Raw genomic sequence first — 16,914 nt, forward strand, 5'->3', positions numbered from 1 at the left:
TGAAACGCGGATGATCGCAGATGAACGCAGATTAAAAAACTGTAGTTCTTTATTTTATCGTTATTTCCCTTTGCGAAAATCTGCGTTCATCTGCGTTTCAATAAAGATTTAAAGCTCTGTGTCCTCTGTGTCCTCTGTGGTGAAATACACTCAAAATCATACAAATATGAATCAATCTATATCAACTTTGAAGCAAGAGGTGCAGGAGGTACTTACTACCAATATCCTGCCCTATTGGATGAACCGAATGGTGGACGAAGAGAACGGTGGTTTCTACGGGCGTATCACCGGCATGGAACAACGGGTGCCCGAAGCAGAGAAAGGAGCTATCCTTAATGCCCGCATTTTGTGGACTTACTCCGCCGCATATCGTTTGTTGAAAAAAGAAGAATACCTTGCTATGGCCACCCGTGCCAAAGAGTACATTATTCACCACTTTTACGATAAAGAGTTTGGTGGTATTTATTGGAGTCTTGACTGCAAAGGAGCGCCGCTCGATACAAAGAAACAGATTTATGCCCTCGGCTTTGCTATTTATGGGCTGAGTGAATATAATCGCGCTACCGGAGATAAGGAATCTCTTGACTATGCCGTACGCCTCTTTGAGAGCATTGAAGCGCATAGCTTTGACGCTGTGAAAAATGGTTATTGTGAAGCCCTCACCCGCGAGTGGGATGAAATAGAAGACATGCGTCTCAGCGAGAAAGATGCCAATGAGCGTAAAACGATGAACACTCATCTTCATATTCTCGAACCCTATACCAACCTTTACCGGGTGTGGAAAGATGAACGACTGAAAAAGCAACTGTATAATCTTATCCTGATTTTTACCGATAAAATACTAAATCGGGAAACAGGTCACCTGCAACTCTTTTTTGATGATGACTGGAATAGCAAATACCGGATTGTTTCTTACGGTCATGATATTGAAGCTTCCTGGCTTATTCATGAGGCCGCACTGGAGCTGGGCGACAAAGACTTGCTGGCAAAGGTAGAACCGATTGTGAAACAAATAGCGATAGCAGCTTCTGAAGGGTTTACTTCGGAAGGAGGGATGATTTATGAAAAGAATCCCGATACTTACCGGGTAGATGCCGACCGTCATTGGTGGGTACAAGCTGAGACAGTGGTTGGCTATATGAACCTTTTCCAGTATTTCAATGATAAGGAGGCTTTGCAAAAGGCCATTGCCTGCTGGGATTTTATCAGGAAGTATCTCATAGACCGGGAGAATGGTGAATGGTATTGGAGTATCCGTGCCGATGGCACAGTGAACCGCGAAGACGATAAAGCCGGTTTCTGGAAATGCCCTTATCATAACGGGCGTATGTGTATGGAAGTACTGATGAGGCTTTGCCTCGTAGAGTAATGGTTTGTTGCCCGGCATGCGGAGTTGTTTTACATGTACATGTAAAGCTGCTCCACATGTACATGTTGTACTGTCCCACATGTACATGTCGTACTGCTTTACATGTACATGTAAAACAACTCCCTACACCGGGCAATCCTATCTATCTAATATTTAAATAGTCTCATCGCCTGGCGTACCTCCCCGTGCGGGAAGCACTAATAGTCTGTATTTTCCGGATCAAAGTTGGTCCAGTTATCCATCCAGTTGTCTTGTGCGGAGAAAGCACCGATATAAGTAACCTTTTCCAGTTGGGTAGCATTGGGTACGGCATCGAATGAAGCTTTACCCAGCAGTGGGCTTTCGCTTGTTGGTGCATACTTCTGTCCTACGTTTTTCGTGTCGGTTAGTTTCAGATCGTCTTCGTTTTCAAACACTGTATTTCCTTTCTGTGCTTTGAAGAAAGTACTGGAATAAGATGGTTTTGTTTCGTCGTAAGTAATCTTGCCGTCGCTGTATGTACCAAGTACATCTTCGTACTTCTTGTTAGCATCCGTACCCACAACCGAGTTCTTGCCCAAAGCCAGATAGATGTTTTGCAATACGATCTTCCCTTCTTTGGCCGATTCAACCGTATTTCCTTTTTCACCGTCAATGATCAGTCCGATAGGCCAGCCGATGGCTACGGAATTAACGCAATTCAGGTTACTGCTGCGACGTATCTGCATAGCCGATTGGAATTTACCAAGACCGGAGTTGTTATTGGGGTAGAGATCACCGGCATTGATGTAGTCCGAAGTATTCTGGAAGTCAGCGTTGAGTTTTGTGGCCGGGCCTACAAAGGTAACATTACTGAATACAGCTGTTGTGGTAGGGGTGGCTGCGATATTACCGTCAGCACAGTTGTCCGACTCAAATCCGTTACTCTGTGATACGTCTGCAATTTTCGGGTCACGCACGCCCAGGCAGAATTGTACGTTTCCGGAGAATCCATTGTCTGTATCAAAATCGTCGTCCCAGCCTTTGTAAGCAATCAGGTGCTTGCAGTCTACGCTTCCGCCGAACCATTCAAAAGAATCGTCATTAGAATAGGAAACCTGCAGGTGGTCTACTACCGTACCTTTACCTACCGAACCGAAAGTGATACCGTTGATTTCCTTATCCTTTTCAAAAGGGAAACCGGCAAACTCTACACGGATATATTTGAAGATACCGGAGTTATCGTTATCGTCATTGCCTCCATGTTTGGTTCTGGGGCCACCTTCTATTTGCTGCTCTTTCTGATTGTTATTTGCTTTTCCGCAAATGATGAGTCCACCCCAGTCACCTGGGCGACGGAGACCTTTTTTCATCATGGAAGTCATTACAATCGGTTCTTGGGCTGTACCTTCGGCAATCAGTTTACCACCACGCTCTACAATCAAAGCGGCTTTTGTACTCTTGTCGCCACGGATTACCGTACCCGGGTCAATGGTTACCGTTACTCCGTCAGTGATGTAACACCAGCCTTTCATGAGATACGTACCTTTGGTGATGTGTACGTTCTGTTTCACTTCCCATTGTTGTGCACCCTCATTATTGCCGAAGAGTACTTCCAGATCTTTAATGTTGGTGTCTTCATTCGGATCGATAAAGTAAGAAGGAGCACTTTCGTTATCGCTACAACTTGTTATGGTGCCAAGTGCCAATATAGATGAGAGGCAAAGGGCTGCAAACATACTCTTTTTCATTGTCATTCTTTGTTTAAGTGATGAATTATAGATTAAAACTAATACTCAGATTAATATTTCTTCCGGGCTGATAAGCGCGGGTGATTTCTTCGTGTTCGGACTTCACGTCACCTTTGCGTACCTCCGAGACCTGTTTGAAGTAAACTTTTTCGGCAAGCAGATCGCGTACACCGGCTTTCACTTCCCAGCGGCCGAACTTCTTACTTAGAGAAAGGTCTATCGTGTTGCGTGGCATCTCGTAGGAATTGGGTAAGTTGTTGGTGTTTTCACTCCCGGCACTTCCTACACTCCGGCCTACTCCGATGATGCGTTTTCCGATGCGGTTGTAAAGTACGGCAGCATTCAGTCCCAGCTTTTCATTCTGATAGAAAAGGCCTGTATTGATGAGGTAAGGAGATTGTCCCTGCATGGGGCGGTCAAGCTCAATGCTGTTCTTGTCGAATTCTACTTTACTCTTGATCCATGCTCCGTTGAAAGTCCAGCTTAAATCTTTCAGGCCGATAAAGCCGAGGTTCTTACGGATATCAAGTTCGATACCATAGTTGTTGGCTGCTTTGGCATTCTTATAAGAATAGGTGAGGTCTGTTCCTCCGTTTACGGTGTAAGTCCACTCTATCGGATTCTGGAAGTTCTTGTAGAAAAGTGCTACTGAGATCACCTCTCCGCCGGAAGGATAATACTCATAACGGAAGTCTATATTCTGAATATACGCAGATTTTAAGTCCGGGTTTCCTTCTACCGGACTTGCCAGATCGAAGTCATAATATACGGAACTGGAAACTTCACGGAATTCGGCACGGTTGACAGACTTTCCGTAAGCCAGACGCAATTGTTGCTTTTCCGTTAGCTCATAGCTGATGTTCAGAGAGGGGAACAGGTCATTATTGGTATAGTATTTGCTTTGGGGGCTTTTGGCTGTAGAGCGGGTATTGCTGATCAATTCCATTTGATTGTACTCATAACGTACTCCCGCGTAGATATTGAAAGCTCCCAAAGGCAGATTAGCCCCTATGTATCCGGCTGCCAGGATATTATTTCCACTGTAATCGTTCAGCTTGTTGGGTTCTTCAAAGAGGTGAAGTTTGTCTAAACCATAATTCTCCGGACGTAATACGGTATTTATCATATCCATATAGCGAAAGTCAGCCGGAAGTGTGTTGCTTGCCTGATTCCAGTTATAATAGAAGCGGCGGGTGGTAAACTCACGTGTGCGGTATTCGCTGTAAGCACCGGCTTTCAGTGTCGGATTGAATGTACCGAAAGAATATTCGTGCTGATAGTTAATGTTGGCCGAAGCAATGTGTTCGTCCAGCTTGTAGAACTCACGGCTGATGTCCGAACCACTGGTTAGCCCTATCCTGTCCTTTTCAAGTTCATCATTCAACAGGATGCGGCGACGGTCGGGCATATTACGGTTGGCGTATGCATATCCGGTACTCCAATCCAGTTTGCCGTTGTCAAAGGTATGTTTCCCGGTGAATTGCCCATTGTAGGTAGTCCGGCTGGAGTAGTAATATTCCATGCTCCGTTCATTATTGCTTTGTGCATCTATACCTTCGCGGGTGGTGTACCGACTCTTGCCAAGCTGGTTGAAAATGTTCTTGAATTCAAAATGATGACGGCTGTCTTTGGGTTGGAAAGTAAGATTTGCCATGGCTCCGAGGCGCACATCGTTATTGTATTGGTTGTCTATACTTCTGCGTAGATATACTGAGTGGTCGTGAGTTACGTCATAAGCTCCGAACAGGGAATTCTCCATATCCTTGTAAGTTTTATAGGTGTTACTATAGTTCAGTGTAACCAATAGACCGTATTTACGTCCGCTTTCCGTATCCCAGATGTGGCTGTAGGAAGTATTTAGTTTCAAATCGGGCAGGGGCTTTTTGCTTTTTACGGTCCAGTCATTGTTCAATCCGTTATTCATCAGGTCCACGGCCTTACCATCGAAAGTATTCATTATTTTGTCGATACCTCCTTGTAGTGAACGTAGCCCGTTGTCGAAACCAAGCAGATCGGTTTTGCTTCCCTTATTATAGTAGAAATCCCTGAAATGGGTATTGTCATTTACTGCCGCACCCACAGAGAGGTTAAAGCTGTTTTCACTTGGCATATCTTTGGTATTGATCAGAATAAAACCTCCTGTGAAGTCCGAGGGATATTCCGGTGCAGGACTTTTCACGATCACCATGTTGTCAAGTTGTGAACTGGGAATAATGTCGAATGAGAAAGCACGTGAATCGGCTTCCGAACTGGGCACAGCCCCTCCGTTTATCCATACATTATTATATCTCTGCGAGAGTCCGCGTACCATAACAAACTTCTCATCGATAATGGATACACCCGGTACCCGCTTGATAACTTCCGAAGCGTCTTTGTCTTGTGTTTTACTGATTTGCTGGGCCGATACTCCGCTTTGTACTACCAGGCTTCGGCGTTGGTCGGTCATCATTGCTACATCGGTATTTCTTTTCATGCGTGCCACAACGGTGACGTCATTCAACGTCTGTGCATCAGACTCCATCTCAAAATTAAGTATGAGTGGTGCATGGGTGACCTTTATCTCTTTCTGTATGATGTCTTTATAACCTATATATCTTATTTCGAGTGTATATACACCACTCTTGAGATTGTTGAATTGGTATTTGCCGTCTATGTCGGCAACAGTTCCGAGTGTGGTCCCTGAAAGTTGTATGGTTGCTCCGGTCAGTGGCTCGTTTGTAGTTCGGTCTGTGATTGTACCGTGAATGTTACCTGCTTGTGCTGCAAAAGCCAGTACGGTGAGTAAAAAGAAGAACGAAATTGTTGTTCTAAATGCTTGTTTCATATTCATTAATTGATGTATTTCTTTTGACGTTGCAAAGTTGCGGAGAAGGGATTACATGGGTAATACACTTGAAATACAATTGGTTTGCACTTCTGTTACAATCAGGTGTCTTTATGGGTTTTTCGATATACGAGAATGTTGTATGCAAAAAAATACTTTTAGTGCTATAATATATAATTAATTAATTACTTTTGCCGGATATAGATAATTGTATAATATGCCCGTTTCTACAAACTTTCAATGCGACGATTACGACCGTTTGCGTGAGCTTACTTTTTTAGCACAAATAGGCTGGTGGGAGGCCAATTTTACTACCAGAACTTTTCGTTGTTCTGAGTATATTTGCGATTTACTTAAACTGGAAAACGATGAAATAAGTTTTAATTCGTTTTCTCGTCTGATCCGGCAGGATTATTATGAACGCACGAAACGTGAGTTTATCTCTTTGTCGTATATTGATGCATATGATCAGACCTATCCTTTTCTTATTGATGGAAAGGAAATCTGGATTCATTCACATCTGGGTTCTAAGAAAATGAATGAGACTGGTGAGTTAATTGCCTTTGGTTATATTCGTCAGGTAGAAGGGGCAGAAAAAGACTTGGCGGTACGACTTGCCATACGTACTAATGAGCAACTGGCCAGGCAAAACTCTATATCTCAGTCACTCTATTATTTTATTCAGGAAACAGATGCTACGCCTGGTATCAATAATATATTGAATGATATACTTCAGTTTTTCCAGGGAGATCGTGCCTATATCTTTGAGTACGACGAGGAGTGTAAACATCATAGTTGCATTTTTGAGGTCCTGGCAGAAGGAGTAAAACCGGAAATTGATATTTTGCAGAATATCCCGGCTCAGCAACTTCCATGGTGGACGGAGAGAATTCTTTCCGGGCAGCCAATTGTCCTTAATTCTGTTGAAGACCTGAAGGAAGAAGCTCCGGCTGAATTTGATATTCTTAGCCGGCAGAATATTAAATCATTACTGGTTGTTCCTCTTAAATCTGGTGAAAGAATACGTGGATATCTGGGGATAGACTTAGTCAAGCGTATTCGCGTGTGGAGCAATGACGATTGCCAGTGGCTCTCTTCATTGGCCAATATAATTAGTATTTGTACCGAACTGCGTAATGCACGGGATGAGGCTAAACACGAGCAGGCTTTCATGCATAATTTGTTTCATTATATGCCTATCGGATATATTCATATAAGTATTGTGCGTGGTGTTGACGGTAAACCGGTAGATTATCTGGTCACTGATACGAATCAGATGTGTACTGATCTGATGGGGATTCCGAACACTGATTATATAGGAAAATATGCCAGTGAACTGCATACCAACTATCAGCATAAGTTGAACTACATTGCTGATATTATAGATGGGAACGGTTATAAAGAATTAGAGGTCTCTTTTCCTGTGTCCGGTAAAAATAGCCGTTGTATTGTTTATTCTCCAGAAAAAGATGAGATAGTGGCACTTTTTGTTGATATAACAGAGACTGAACAGGCACACAAGGCACTGGATCGTAGTGAAAAACTCTTGAGTATAGTTTTTGCTAATATACCTGTTGGTATAGAAATCTATGATCAGAATGGTTTCATGATTGATATTAACAATAAAGACATGGAAATATTCGGAGTTCGTGACAAAGCAGATGTATTGGGCGTTAATGTATTTGATAATCCGAATATATCGGATGAAATCAGAGAAAGGATGCGCAGTGAAGAAAAGCTGGATTTTCGTATGAATTATACGTTTACCAGCATACGAGAATATTATGAATCTGAAAGAAAAGGATATATAGCTCTCTATACCAAGGTCAGTAAGTTCTTTGGCAAGGATGGTAAGTTTCTCGGGTATATATTCTTGAATATGGATAATACCGAGCAACTGGATGCTATTAAAAAGATACAGGACTTTGAAAACTTCTTCCTTTTGATTTCTGACTATGCAAAAGTGGGCTATGCGAAGCTTAATCTTCTTGATAAGCAAGGGTATGCTATAAAGCAGTGGTTTAAGAATATGGGAGAGGAAGAAGATACTCCCTTGACAGACATTGTGGGCGTATATAGTAAAATACATCCGGATGATAGAAAGCAGATTCTTAATTTCTATCAGGAGGTAATAGAAGGACGCAGTAAAAGTTTTCGTAGTGAAGTCCGCGTGCATAAGACAGCAGAAGAAATGTTGGATTCTAAAGCTCCGGAGTTTTCTGAATGGAATTGGGTGCGTATGAACATTATGATGTCTCATTATGCTCCCGAAGAAGGATTGATAGAGATAATAGGTATCAATTACGATATCACGGAAATGAAAGAGATTGAGGTCAAATTGATTGATGCCAAAGAAAAGGCAGAAGAAGCTGACCATTTGAAAAGTGCTTTCCTTGCCAATATGAGCCATGAAATACGTACTCCGCTGAATGCTATTGTGGGTTTCTCCGGATTACTGGTAGAGACTGAGGATGTGGAAGAACGTAAACAGTACATAGGTATTGTTGAAGAGAACAATGAATTATTGTTGCAGTTGATTTCGGATATCCTTGATTTGTCGAAGATAGAAGCTGGTACTTTTGAATTTACCATTACAGAGGTGAATGTAAACTTATTATGTGAGGACATTGTACGTAGTATGAAAGGAAAGACCACCGGAACAGTAAAGCTGGTATTTGATAAACATTTGCCGGAATGTTATATTATGAGTGATCGTAATCGTCTGCACCAGGTTATCTCTAACTTTGTGAATAATGCAGCTAAGTTTACTTCGGAAGGGACTATTAAGGTGGGATATGAACAATTGGAAGATAGCAGAATTCGTTTTTATGTATCTGATACCGGTATTGGGATAGAAGAAGAATACCGGGTACAGATTTTTGATCGTTTTGTGAAGCTGAATTCATTTGTTCATGGTACCGGTTTGGGGCTTTCTATTTGCCGGAGTATTATAGATCAGTTGCATGGTGAGATAGGAGTGGAGTCTGAACCGGGTAAAGGTTCCTGTTTCTGGTTTATATTGCCGATAGTGTAAGGACAGCTTGAAGCTATCGGCACTTACCCCGAAGTGATGGTTACACTTACACGGAATGACGGTTGCATTAAAAAACGCAGATTACACAGATTATCGCAAAACTTAGATTTAATTTGCGACCATCTGTGTAATCTGCGTTTAGAAGTTATATGTTGATAACTTTCTCAGGCTTCTGATATTCTGCTTTGAAAGATGATCATCCGGCCTTTACAGTCCGAATGCGAACTTATCTATTGTCTGGTAAACTACACTTGCAATACCTAAGCCTAAAATACCCAATACACAAAGTGCCAAACCTATTCTTGTACAGTTGTCACTTCGGAATGCCGGTGCCGGATTGTCTGAAGGAGTAATGTACATGGCTTTCACTATCAACAGGTAATAATATAATGAAATTACAGTGTTGATCAGCGCTATGAACACCAACAGATGGAAACCTGCCTGGAATGCTGACATGAAGATGAAGAATTTAGAGAAGAATCCCGCAAACGGTGGAATGCCTGCCAGTGAGAATAGAGACAAGGTCATGATGAATGCCAGTTTCGGGTTTGTTTTATAAAGTCCTGCATAGTCTTCGAGCGTGAATCTTTGGCTGCGGAGTGCTACAATAGTAATCACTGCGAATACGCCTAAATTGGCTACTGCGTAAACCAATACGTAGTATACGAGTGAAGACATTCCGGAAGCTGTACCACCAATCACACCCAGCATAATATATCCTGCCTGAGAGATACTGGAAAATGCCATCAGACGTTTCAGGTTCTGCTGGCGGATCGCAAACAGGTTAGCTATTGTAATAGATACAATTGTGATCCAGTAAAGAACCTCTTGCCAGTCTGCTATCATCGGGGCAAATACCTTAATCAGTACTGTGAGAAGTACGAAGGCCGCCGAACCTTTCGAGATTACACTTAAATAGGCTGTTACCACACTCGGTGCACCTTCGTATACGTCTGCCGTCCAGAGATGGAAAGGAACCAGAGAGAGTTTGAATCCCATACCGGAAAAGAAGAATACAAATGCCATTACCTGCAACATATTACCATCAATGTGTGCAGGCAGGTCGTTGAAGTAAAGAGTACCGCAAGTACCATAAATCATCGATAAGCCAAACAGCAATAAAGCGCTTGAAAATAAGGCTGTCAAAATGTATTTGGCACCAGCCTCGGCAGAGTGGTGACGGTATTTGTCGAAGGCAACCAGTGCTGCCATCGGAATACTGGCTGTTTCCAGGCCGATGAAGAACATCAGGAAGTGTCCGGCAGATATCATGAGATACATACCTAATAAAGTGGAGAGTGTCATGATATAAAATTCACCGCGTTTGATTGCTGTATCTTCCAGCTTCAGCCATTCGGCAGCCATGAAGAATACGATAATCGTGCCGATGTTAAGCACTGCTTTGATGATGGTTTGCATCGGCGTATATTGATACATTCCGCCAAAAGCTTCCGCATTATCGGCTGCAGGTACCAGGTTGATAACCGTATGAATGATCAGCAACGCGATAGGAAGCAGAGTTGCAAAACGTGCATGTCCGGGAGTATTTCGCTTTTCCGGATCCATAAACAAGTCGGCCAGGAATACAATGAGGATAACTGCTATCAGTGATAACTCCTCTTTCATATATAGAAATTGTGAATAATCCATTTCTATCAAATCTAAATTAATAATTAAAAATTAAAGAGAGATCACGGGATTAAGTTGGATACTACAGGCAGAACACTGCCGGATATCATATCACTTATCCAGAACGGAGCCAATCCCAGACCTGCTACACTAATGATGAGGCAGATCACTGCGAAGCGTTCATCCCAGGTAGCATCTGTCAACGCCAGATGATGTTTGTTGGTACAGGTTCCGTAGAGTATTTTACCTACGAGACGCAGAATGTATACTGCCGTGATAACAATACTTGTACAAGCAATGATTGTCATGGTGCGATAGAATACACCGGCATTTTGGAAAGAGCCAACAAAGATAGTCATCTCGGCCACGAAGCCACTTAGCCCCGGGAGTCCCAGATTGGCAAGACCGGCAATAACATAACATACCGAAAGAAACGGCATTACTTTCATTAACCCGCTCAACTCGCGGACGTCACGTGTGTGGGTACGTCCGTAAATCATACCGATAAGAGCAAAGAACAGGGCTGTCATCAATCCGTGTGAAAGCATCTGGAGTACAGCACCTGTGCAGGCTGTCTGATTCATCATCAGGATAGCGAAAAGCACCAGGCCGCAGTGGCTTACGGAAGAGTAGGCATTGATGTATTTCAGGTCTGTCTGAACACAAGCTGAGAATGCACCATACACAACAGAGATACCCGTCAGAATCAGGAATATCCAGCTTAGTTCGTTGGCAGCTTCCGGCATCAGATACATGGCAATACGGAAACAACCGTAACCTCCCAGTTTCATCAAAACTCCAGCGTGGAGCATAGATACAGCTGTCGGTGCCGAAGCATGACCGTCGGGACTCCATGTATGGAACGGGAAAAGAGCTCCCAGTACACCAAATCCGAGGAACGTAAGCGGGAACCAGATACATTGTTGTGAGAAGGGGATATTGTGTAACTGTGCTATCTCAAGGATATTCATTGTTGTTCCACCTGATCCGAAGAAGATGCCTAAAATACCTATCAACAGAAAGGCAGAACCGCCCATCAGCATCAGCGTCAGCTTCATGGCTGCATATTCTTTGCGTCCCGATCCCCATACACCAATAAGCAGGTACATCGGAATAAGTGCTATTTCATAGAACATGAACATTGTGAACAGGTCTATTGAGATAAAGAACCCGAATACACCCATAGACAACAAGGTGAACCACAGAAAGTATTCTTTGGTAAGTGGCTGCAAACGCCAGGAGGCGAATGTACCGGTAAATACGATGACAGCCGAAAGTAGCAACATAGCTACGGAGATACCATCGACACCCACGGAATAAGCTATGTGAAGGGGCGCATACCAGACTGTGTCGGCCCGGAAAAGCATCTCGGAGGTATCTCCACCGGCGCGTGCCTGCAAATACCCTACTGTTAACGCAATGGCCGAAATCAACAGTGCCGAAGAGCCGACTACCATTACCGTGCGTATCTGCGCGATGCTACGGCTGAGCCAGAGAGCAAACAGCATCAGAAGGGGAATTAGTACGAAAATTGATAAGAAATTCATCTTTATATTTACAATTTAACGATTTACTATTTACGATTGAAATTACTCTCAGAGAATAAGCAACAGGATAAGTGCAAGTGCTCCACAAAGGAATACGTAAGCATACTGTTGTACCTGACCACTTTGTAAGCCACGGATCGAATCACTTGCTGCATTGGCAGCCCAGGCGATGAAATTGAATGTACCATCTATCACATGACGGTCAAACCAGGCAATGGGTTTGCTGATGCAACGGAAAATAATCCGGTGAGTGACGAACTGATACACATCATCAATGTAGAAGCGATGATAAGCAGCTGTCCACAGACCGGAAAAGCGGTGTTGTAAACTGTCGGCAAGCGGCTGGCTCTTGCCTTTGTACATAAATGTGGCAAGTGCGATAGACAAAAGGGCAACAACAATACTTGTTCCTGCCACCGTCCAATCCAGATGGATGGTATAGGATTCCCCGTTGGACGAGATAAAATGTCCGAAAGGAATGAATCCTGCTCCACAGGTGACAAGTGCCAGGAATATCAAAGGGATAGTCATAGCCAACGGACTCTCATGAGGGTGAACTCCTCCGGTTCCATGTGGAGTGTGGTGGCTATCATCGCTTGACGAAACCCGGTTCGGCGCCTCGCCGCCCCAGAAAATACCGTAGTAAAGGCGGAACATGTAAAACGCTGTCATTGCCGCAATCACAGTCATAATCCAACCCATAACCGGGCTGAAAGCGAAGCAGGCTGCCAGAATCTCATCTTTAGAGAAGAAACCGGAGAAAGGAGGGATACCGGCAATGGCCAGACATGCAATCAGGAATGTGATATGCGTCACAGGCATATATTTGCGCAATCCGCCCATAGCCGACATTTCGTTGGAATGTACCGCATGGATAATGCTACCTGCACCGAGGAACAGCAATGCTTTAAACATAGCATGTGTGAACAGGTGGAACATAGAAGCCATGTAACCCAGCCCTCCATGATGCGGATCGGCAGAAGTACAAACTCCGAGGGCAACAATCATAAATCCTATCTGTGAGATAGTAGAAAAAGCAAGTACGCGCTTGATGTCGCTCTGCACACAAGCTACGCTCGCTGCATAAAATGCAGTGAATGCACCTACGTAAGCTATCCAGTGCAATACATCCGGTGCATAGGCAATGAATAATGGGAACATACGTGCCACCAGATATACTCCGGCTACCACCATGGTTGCAGCGTGAATCAGGGCGGATACAGGTGTTGGGCCTTCCATCGCATCCGGCAACCAGATATGTAACGGGAACATGGCACTCTTACCGGCACCACCCACAAACATCAGTCCCAGTGCTAAAGGCAGCATGGAAGCTCCTCCGCTGATCAGTGAAACCGTGTCGGGAGTGAAACCGAATGTACCTCCATAATATCCGTAGATAAGGATACCAATCAGGAAGCCCAGATCGGCAAAGCGGGTAACGATAAATGCTTTTTTACTTGCTGCAATAGCTGCTGGTTTGGTATAGTAGAAACCTATGAGCAGATAAGAAGAAACACCTACCAGCTCCCAGAACAGATACATCTGGAAAATGTTGGTAGCTACTACCAGACCCAGCATTGACATGGTAAACAGGCTCAGAAAGGCATAATAACGCTGGAATCCTTTTTCTCCTTTCATGTAGCCGAAGGAGTAGATGTGTACCATCAGTGATACAGTAGAGATGACAATGAGCATCATTACTGAAATAGGATCGAGCAAAATTCCCAGATTGAATGTCAGTGTTTCTGTGAAAGGAAGCCATTCAACGTTATAAGGTATCCATGTAGCAAACGTACCATCTTCCAGGCGTGGAGCCGAGAAGTATTGCACTGCAGTGACGTATGACAGCACAGCTACCACTCCCAGCACAGTAGTGCCAATGATACCCGCTGTGCGATGTGTCATCCATTTACCTCCGATTCCTAATAACAGGAAAGAGAGGAAAGGCAGGAGAAGTATTAATATTGTATATTCCATTTGATTAAATTAAAAATTGAAGATTAAAAATTAAAAGTTCTCCCTCTTACCATTTCATATCATCCAGTTTCTTCACCTGGATACTTCGGATATTACGGTAGATATTGATCATGATCGCGATAGCGACTGCTGTTTCTGCGGCTGAGATAGCAATAGAGAACAGTGCGAAGAAATATCCTTCCAGACCATCCGGAAAAAGGAAACGGTTGAATACAGCGAAGTTGATATCTGTTGCATTCAGCATTAGTTCTACGGATATCAGTATAGCCAACGTGTTGCGGCGTGTAAAGAATCCGTAAATTCCTGCAAACATCATGATGGTTGAAACCACCAGATAATATTCCATGTGTATCATCATATCTATTTACGATTTTACGATTTACTATTTACGATTGAGATTACTTTGATTTACGATTTACTATTTACGATTGAAACTACCTCTGATTTACGAGGCTATGAAGGGCTTACTTCAATTGTCTAATCGTCAATCGTCCAATCGTCAATCTTTTTATCTTTTACGTGCAATTAACAATCCACCCACGATGCAGGCCAATAATAGGATACTGACTGCTTCGAATGGTAGAATATATCCGTACTTGTCTCCTGATAGCAATGCATGTCCTATTGTTTTGATTGTTATCTCTACAGGTTCAGGATTGCCTACAGATACAAAGCGGTGGCTAAGTGTAATAAACAGCACAATGATTGCTCCTACTACTGTTGTCCCCAATCCGGCTACGAGTTTACTTCGTTTCAGCTTTTCGGCACGGTCGCCTTCTCCACTGGTTAGCAGGATGGAGAATACATAGAGTACCACAATACCGCCGGCATAAACCATTATCTGCACCGAAGCCAGGAATGTGTATCCCAGCAGAAAATAGATACCTGCCGTACCAAATAGTACGAAAAGCAGGTAAGTGGCCGAACGCACGATGCGTTGTGTTGTCACCGTCATGATACACATCACTGAGATGAATACGGCCAGAAAGTAGAATACTACTGTTTCAAGTGTAAATTCCATGAATTTAGTGTTTAGTGTTCAGTGATAAGTGATTAATAAGGAAGTGAGAAGATACCGCAACTTGCTAATCACTAATTACTAAACGTTAATCGTTATTTACTTATTACTTTACTGCCTTCGTGATTTAGCTGTAGGACAAGCTTCGAACGATCAAATACGGCATGTTCAAAGTTCTGGTCGAACGTAATAGCATCATGTGGACAAGCGTTTACACAAAGCTGGCAAAACATGCATGCACCGAGGTCGTATTCGTATTTGGCAAGTATTTTTTTCTTTTTGCCCTCTGCTGTTTCGATTGTTTCGGTAGTGATACTTATCGTATCGTTCGGGCAGGCGTTCTGACACAATCCGCAGGCTATACAATGATGTTCATTGTTTTCGTTATGTGGCATATTCAGTGTGCCGCGAAAACGGTCGAACATCTTCAGCTCCTTCCGGTTTTCCGGATATTGCTCTGTAATCTTCTTGCGGAAGTACACCTTCATAGTGGTCTTCATACCGGTCAGCAGCGTGCCGATACCATTAAACAGACCTCCTAAATATGTATATTCTTCTTTTTTCATTCTTCTATAGTTCTTATTTAACTTATTGCTCTTATCGCTTGGCGCACCTCCCCGTGCGGGAAGCACTAGAAGTGGAGGCCAAAGACTACGATTAATACCATTAGTAGCAGGTTCAATAATGAGATAGGTACCAGGTATTTCCATTCCAATGCCAGAATCTGGTCGATACGCAGACGCGGGAAAGTCCATTTCACCCACATCAGTAGGAATACTACAAAGAATGCCTTTGCGAAAAACCAGATAAATCCCGGTATATAATCCATTACTGCATTAAATCCGTCCAGTCCTGAAATGTGCAACGGCATCCATCCTCCGAGGAAGATAGTAGCAGCTACAGCCGATACGATAAAGAGATTCAGGTATTCTGCCAGATAGAAGAATCCGAAGTGCATACCCGAATATTCTGTATGATAACCAGCCGTCAATTCACTTTCCGCTTCGGGAAGGTCAAATGGACCACGGTTACATTCGGCATTACCGGCAATCAGATAGATGATAAATGCAATTACTGCCGGAATGTGTCCTTTGAAAATGAACCAGCCATTGGCCTGGCTTTCTACTATTTCAGAGAATTGCATTGTACCCATCAGTACTACCATTGTCAGGATGCTCAATCCTACGGAGAGTTCGTAACTGATGATTTGTGCACCGCTACGCATTGCTCCGATAAGAGAGAATTTATTGTTGGAGCCCCATCCGGCAAGCAGGATACCTACCACGCCTACACTTGAAGCTGCCAACAGGAAGAATACGCCCACATTAAAGTTGAGTACCTCCATACCTTTATTGATAGGTAAACATGCAAAGGTGAGGAAAGAGGCGATAATCACCATGAACGGAGCCAGATTATAGAGAAACTGGTCTGCTCCTTTCGGATTGAAAATTTCTTTGGTGAGCATTTTCAACACGTCGCATATTACTTGTATAGAGCCCCAGGGACCTACACGCATCGGACCAAGACGGCATTGGAAGAATCCGCACACCTTGCGTTCCATATATATAAGTACAATGGCCAATACCGCATACATCAGTATGATGCATACCCCTATTGCCACACATTCGATGAATACAGCCCACCCTTCCGACATGACAGAAGTCAGCATTTGGTGTATCCAGTTTGTTACAATACTAAAGTCAAACATATTTATAGTTACAATTTGACGATTTACGATTTACGATTTAAAACACTCTTTGTTTACGATTTTTCCATTTACCATTTACTCTTCCCGTTTTTGCACAGC

The 16,914-nt window shown here is 43.3% G+C and carries 11 protein-coding genes; 2 read left to right on the forward strand and 9 right to left on the reverse strand.

The window, feature by feature from the left end; all coding sequences use genetic code 11:
• The first annotated feature begins 166 nt into the window (after positions 1-166).
• Positions 167-1,369 carry an AGE family epimerase/isomerase gene (locus QX565_RS01715; protein ID WP_289290910.1) on the forward strand — a complete coding sequence of 401 codons (1,203 nt, stop codon included), beginning with the start codon at positions 167-169 and terminating at the stop codon, positions 1,367-1,369.
• Between the two features lie 197 nt (positions 1,370-1,566).
• On the opposite strand, the gene QX565_RS01720 is transcribed toward QX565_RS01715, so the two are convergent.
• Together QX565_RS01720 and QX565_RS01725 are read right to left on the reverse strand one after the other, a co-directional pair.
• Positions 1,567-3,078 carry a beta-helix domain-containing protein gene (locus tag QX565_RS01720; RefSeq protein ID WP_289290912.1) on the reverse strand — a complete coding sequence of 504 codons (1,512 nt, stop codon included), beginning with the start codon at positions 3,076-3,078 and terminating at the stop codon, positions 1,567-1,569.
• A gap of 25 nt (positions 3,079-3,103) precedes the next feature.
• On the reverse strand, positions 3,104-5,902 hold the full coding sequence (locus QX565_RS01725; RefSeq protein WP_289290914.1) for a TonB-dependent receptor: 2,799 nt from the start codon (positions 5,900-5,902) through the stop codon (positions 3,104-3,106).
• Positions 5,903-6,119: 217 nt separating this feature from the next.
• Here QX565_RS01725 and QX565_RS01730 point away from each other — a divergent pair, with 217 nt between their 5' ends.
• Positions 6,120-8,936 (forward strand): ATP-binding protein, encoded by a 2,817-nt coding sequence (locus QX565_RS01730; protein WP_289290916.1) that lies wholly within the window; start codon positions 6,120-6,122, stop codon positions 8,934-8,936.
• A gap of 207 nt (positions 8,937-9,143) precedes the next feature.
• On the opposite strand, the gene QX565_RS01735 is transcribed toward QX565_RS01730, so the two are convergent.
• The 7 genes from QX565_RS01735 to nuoH form a co-directional block, all read right to left on the reverse strand.
• Positions 9,144-10,586, reverse strand: a complete 1,443-nt coding sequence (locus tag QX565_RS01735) for an NADH-quinone oxidoreductase subunit N (RefSeq protein ID WP_289290918.1) — start codon at positions 10,584-10,586, stop codon at positions 9,144-9,146.
• A gap of 41 nt (positions 10,587-10,627) precedes the next feature.
• Positions 10,628-12,112 (reverse strand): complex I subunit 4 family protein, encoded by a 1,485-nt coding sequence (locus QX565_RS01740; protein WP_289290920.1) that lies wholly within the window; start codon positions 12,110-12,112, stop codon positions 10,628-10,630.
• 48 nt (positions 12,113-12,160) lie between these two features.
• The gene (gene nuoL, locus QX565_RS01745; RefSeq protein ID WP_289290921.1) at positions 12,161-14,089 is read right to left on the reverse strand and encodes an NADH-quinone oxidoreductase subunit L; all 1,929 of its coding nucleotides are present in this window, start codon (positions 14,087-14,089) and stop codon (positions 12,161-12,163) included.
• A gap of 46 nt (positions 14,090-14,135) precedes the next feature.
• Positions 14,136-14,444 carry an NADH-quinone oxidoreductase subunit NuoK gene (gene nuoK / locus QX565_RS01750; RefSeq protein WP_025818955.1) on the reverse strand — a complete coding sequence of 103 codons (309 nt, stop codon included), beginning with the start codon at positions 14,442-14,444 and terminating at the stop codon, positions 14,136-14,138.
• A gap of 153 nt (positions 14,445-14,597) precedes the next feature.
• Positions 14,598-15,110, reverse strand: a complete 513-nt coding sequence (locus QX565_RS01755) for an NADH-quinone oxidoreductase subunit J family protein (protein WP_221649233.1) — start codon at positions 15,108-15,110, stop codon at positions 14,598-14,600.
• A gap of 92 nt (positions 15,111-15,202) precedes the next feature.
• Positions 15,203-15,673, reverse strand: coding sequence for a 4Fe-4S binding protein (locus QX565_RS01760; protein ID WP_002559329.1), 471 nt, complete (start codon positions 15,671-15,673; stop codon positions 15,203-15,205).
• Positions 15,674-15,738: 65 nt separating this feature from the next.
• Positions 15,739-16,815, reverse strand: a complete 1,077-nt coding sequence (gene nuoH / locus QX565_RS01765) for an NADH-quinone oxidoreductase subunit NuoH (protein WP_002559330.1) — start codon at positions 16,813-16,815, stop codon at positions 15,739-15,741.
• Positions 16,816-16,914 lie beyond the last annotated feature (99 nt).

Origin of the sequence: Bacteroides sp. 41_26 (assembly GCF_949740115.1) — a bacterium.
GTDB classification, from domain to species: Bacteria; Bacteroidota; Bacteroidia; order Bacteroidales; family Bacteroidaceae; genus Bacteroides; species Bacteroides nordii.

Coding starts and splice junctions, on each gene's coding strand:
- QX565_RS01715 (WP_289290910.1), top strand. CDS start 167: ATGAATCAATCTATATCAACTTTGAAGCAAGAGGTGCAGGAGGTACTT.
- QX565_RS01720 (WP_289290912.1), bottom strand. CDS start 3,078: ATGAAAAAGAGTATGTTTGCAGCCCTTTGCCTCTCATCTATATTGGCA.
- QX565_RS01725 (WP_289290914.1), bottom strand. CDS start 5,902: ATGAAACAAGCATTTAGAACAACAATTTCGTTCTTCTTTTTACTCACC.
- QX565_RS01730 (WP_289290916.1), top strand. CDS start 6,120: ATGCCCGTTTCTACAAACTTTCAATGCGACGATTACGACCGTTTGCGT.
- QX565_RS01735 (WP_289290918.1), bottom strand. CDS start 10,586: ATGGATTATTCACAATTTCTATATATGAAAGAGGAGTTATCACTGATA.
- QX565_RS01740 (WP_289290920.1), bottom strand. CDS start 12,112: ATGAATTTCTTATCAATTTTCGTACTAATTCCCCTTCTGATGCTGTTT.
- nuoL (WP_289290921.1), bottom strand. CDS start 14,089: ATGGAATATACAATATTAATACTTCTCCTGCCTTTCCTCTCTTTCCTG.
- nuoK (WP_025818955.1), bottom strand. CDS start 14,444: ATGATACACATGGAATATTATCTGGTGGTTTCAACCATCATGATGTTT.
- QX565_RS01755 (WP_221649233.1), bottom strand. CDS start 15,110: ATGGAATTTACACTTGAAACAGTAGTATTCTACTTTCTGGCCGTATTC.
- QX565_RS01760 (WP_002559329.1), bottom strand. CDS start 15,673: ATGAAAAAAGAAGAATATACATATTTAGGAGGTCTGTTTAATGGTATC.
- nuoH (WP_002559330.1), bottom strand. CDS start 16,815: ATGTTTGACTTTAGTATTGTAACAAACTGGATACACCAAATGCTGACT.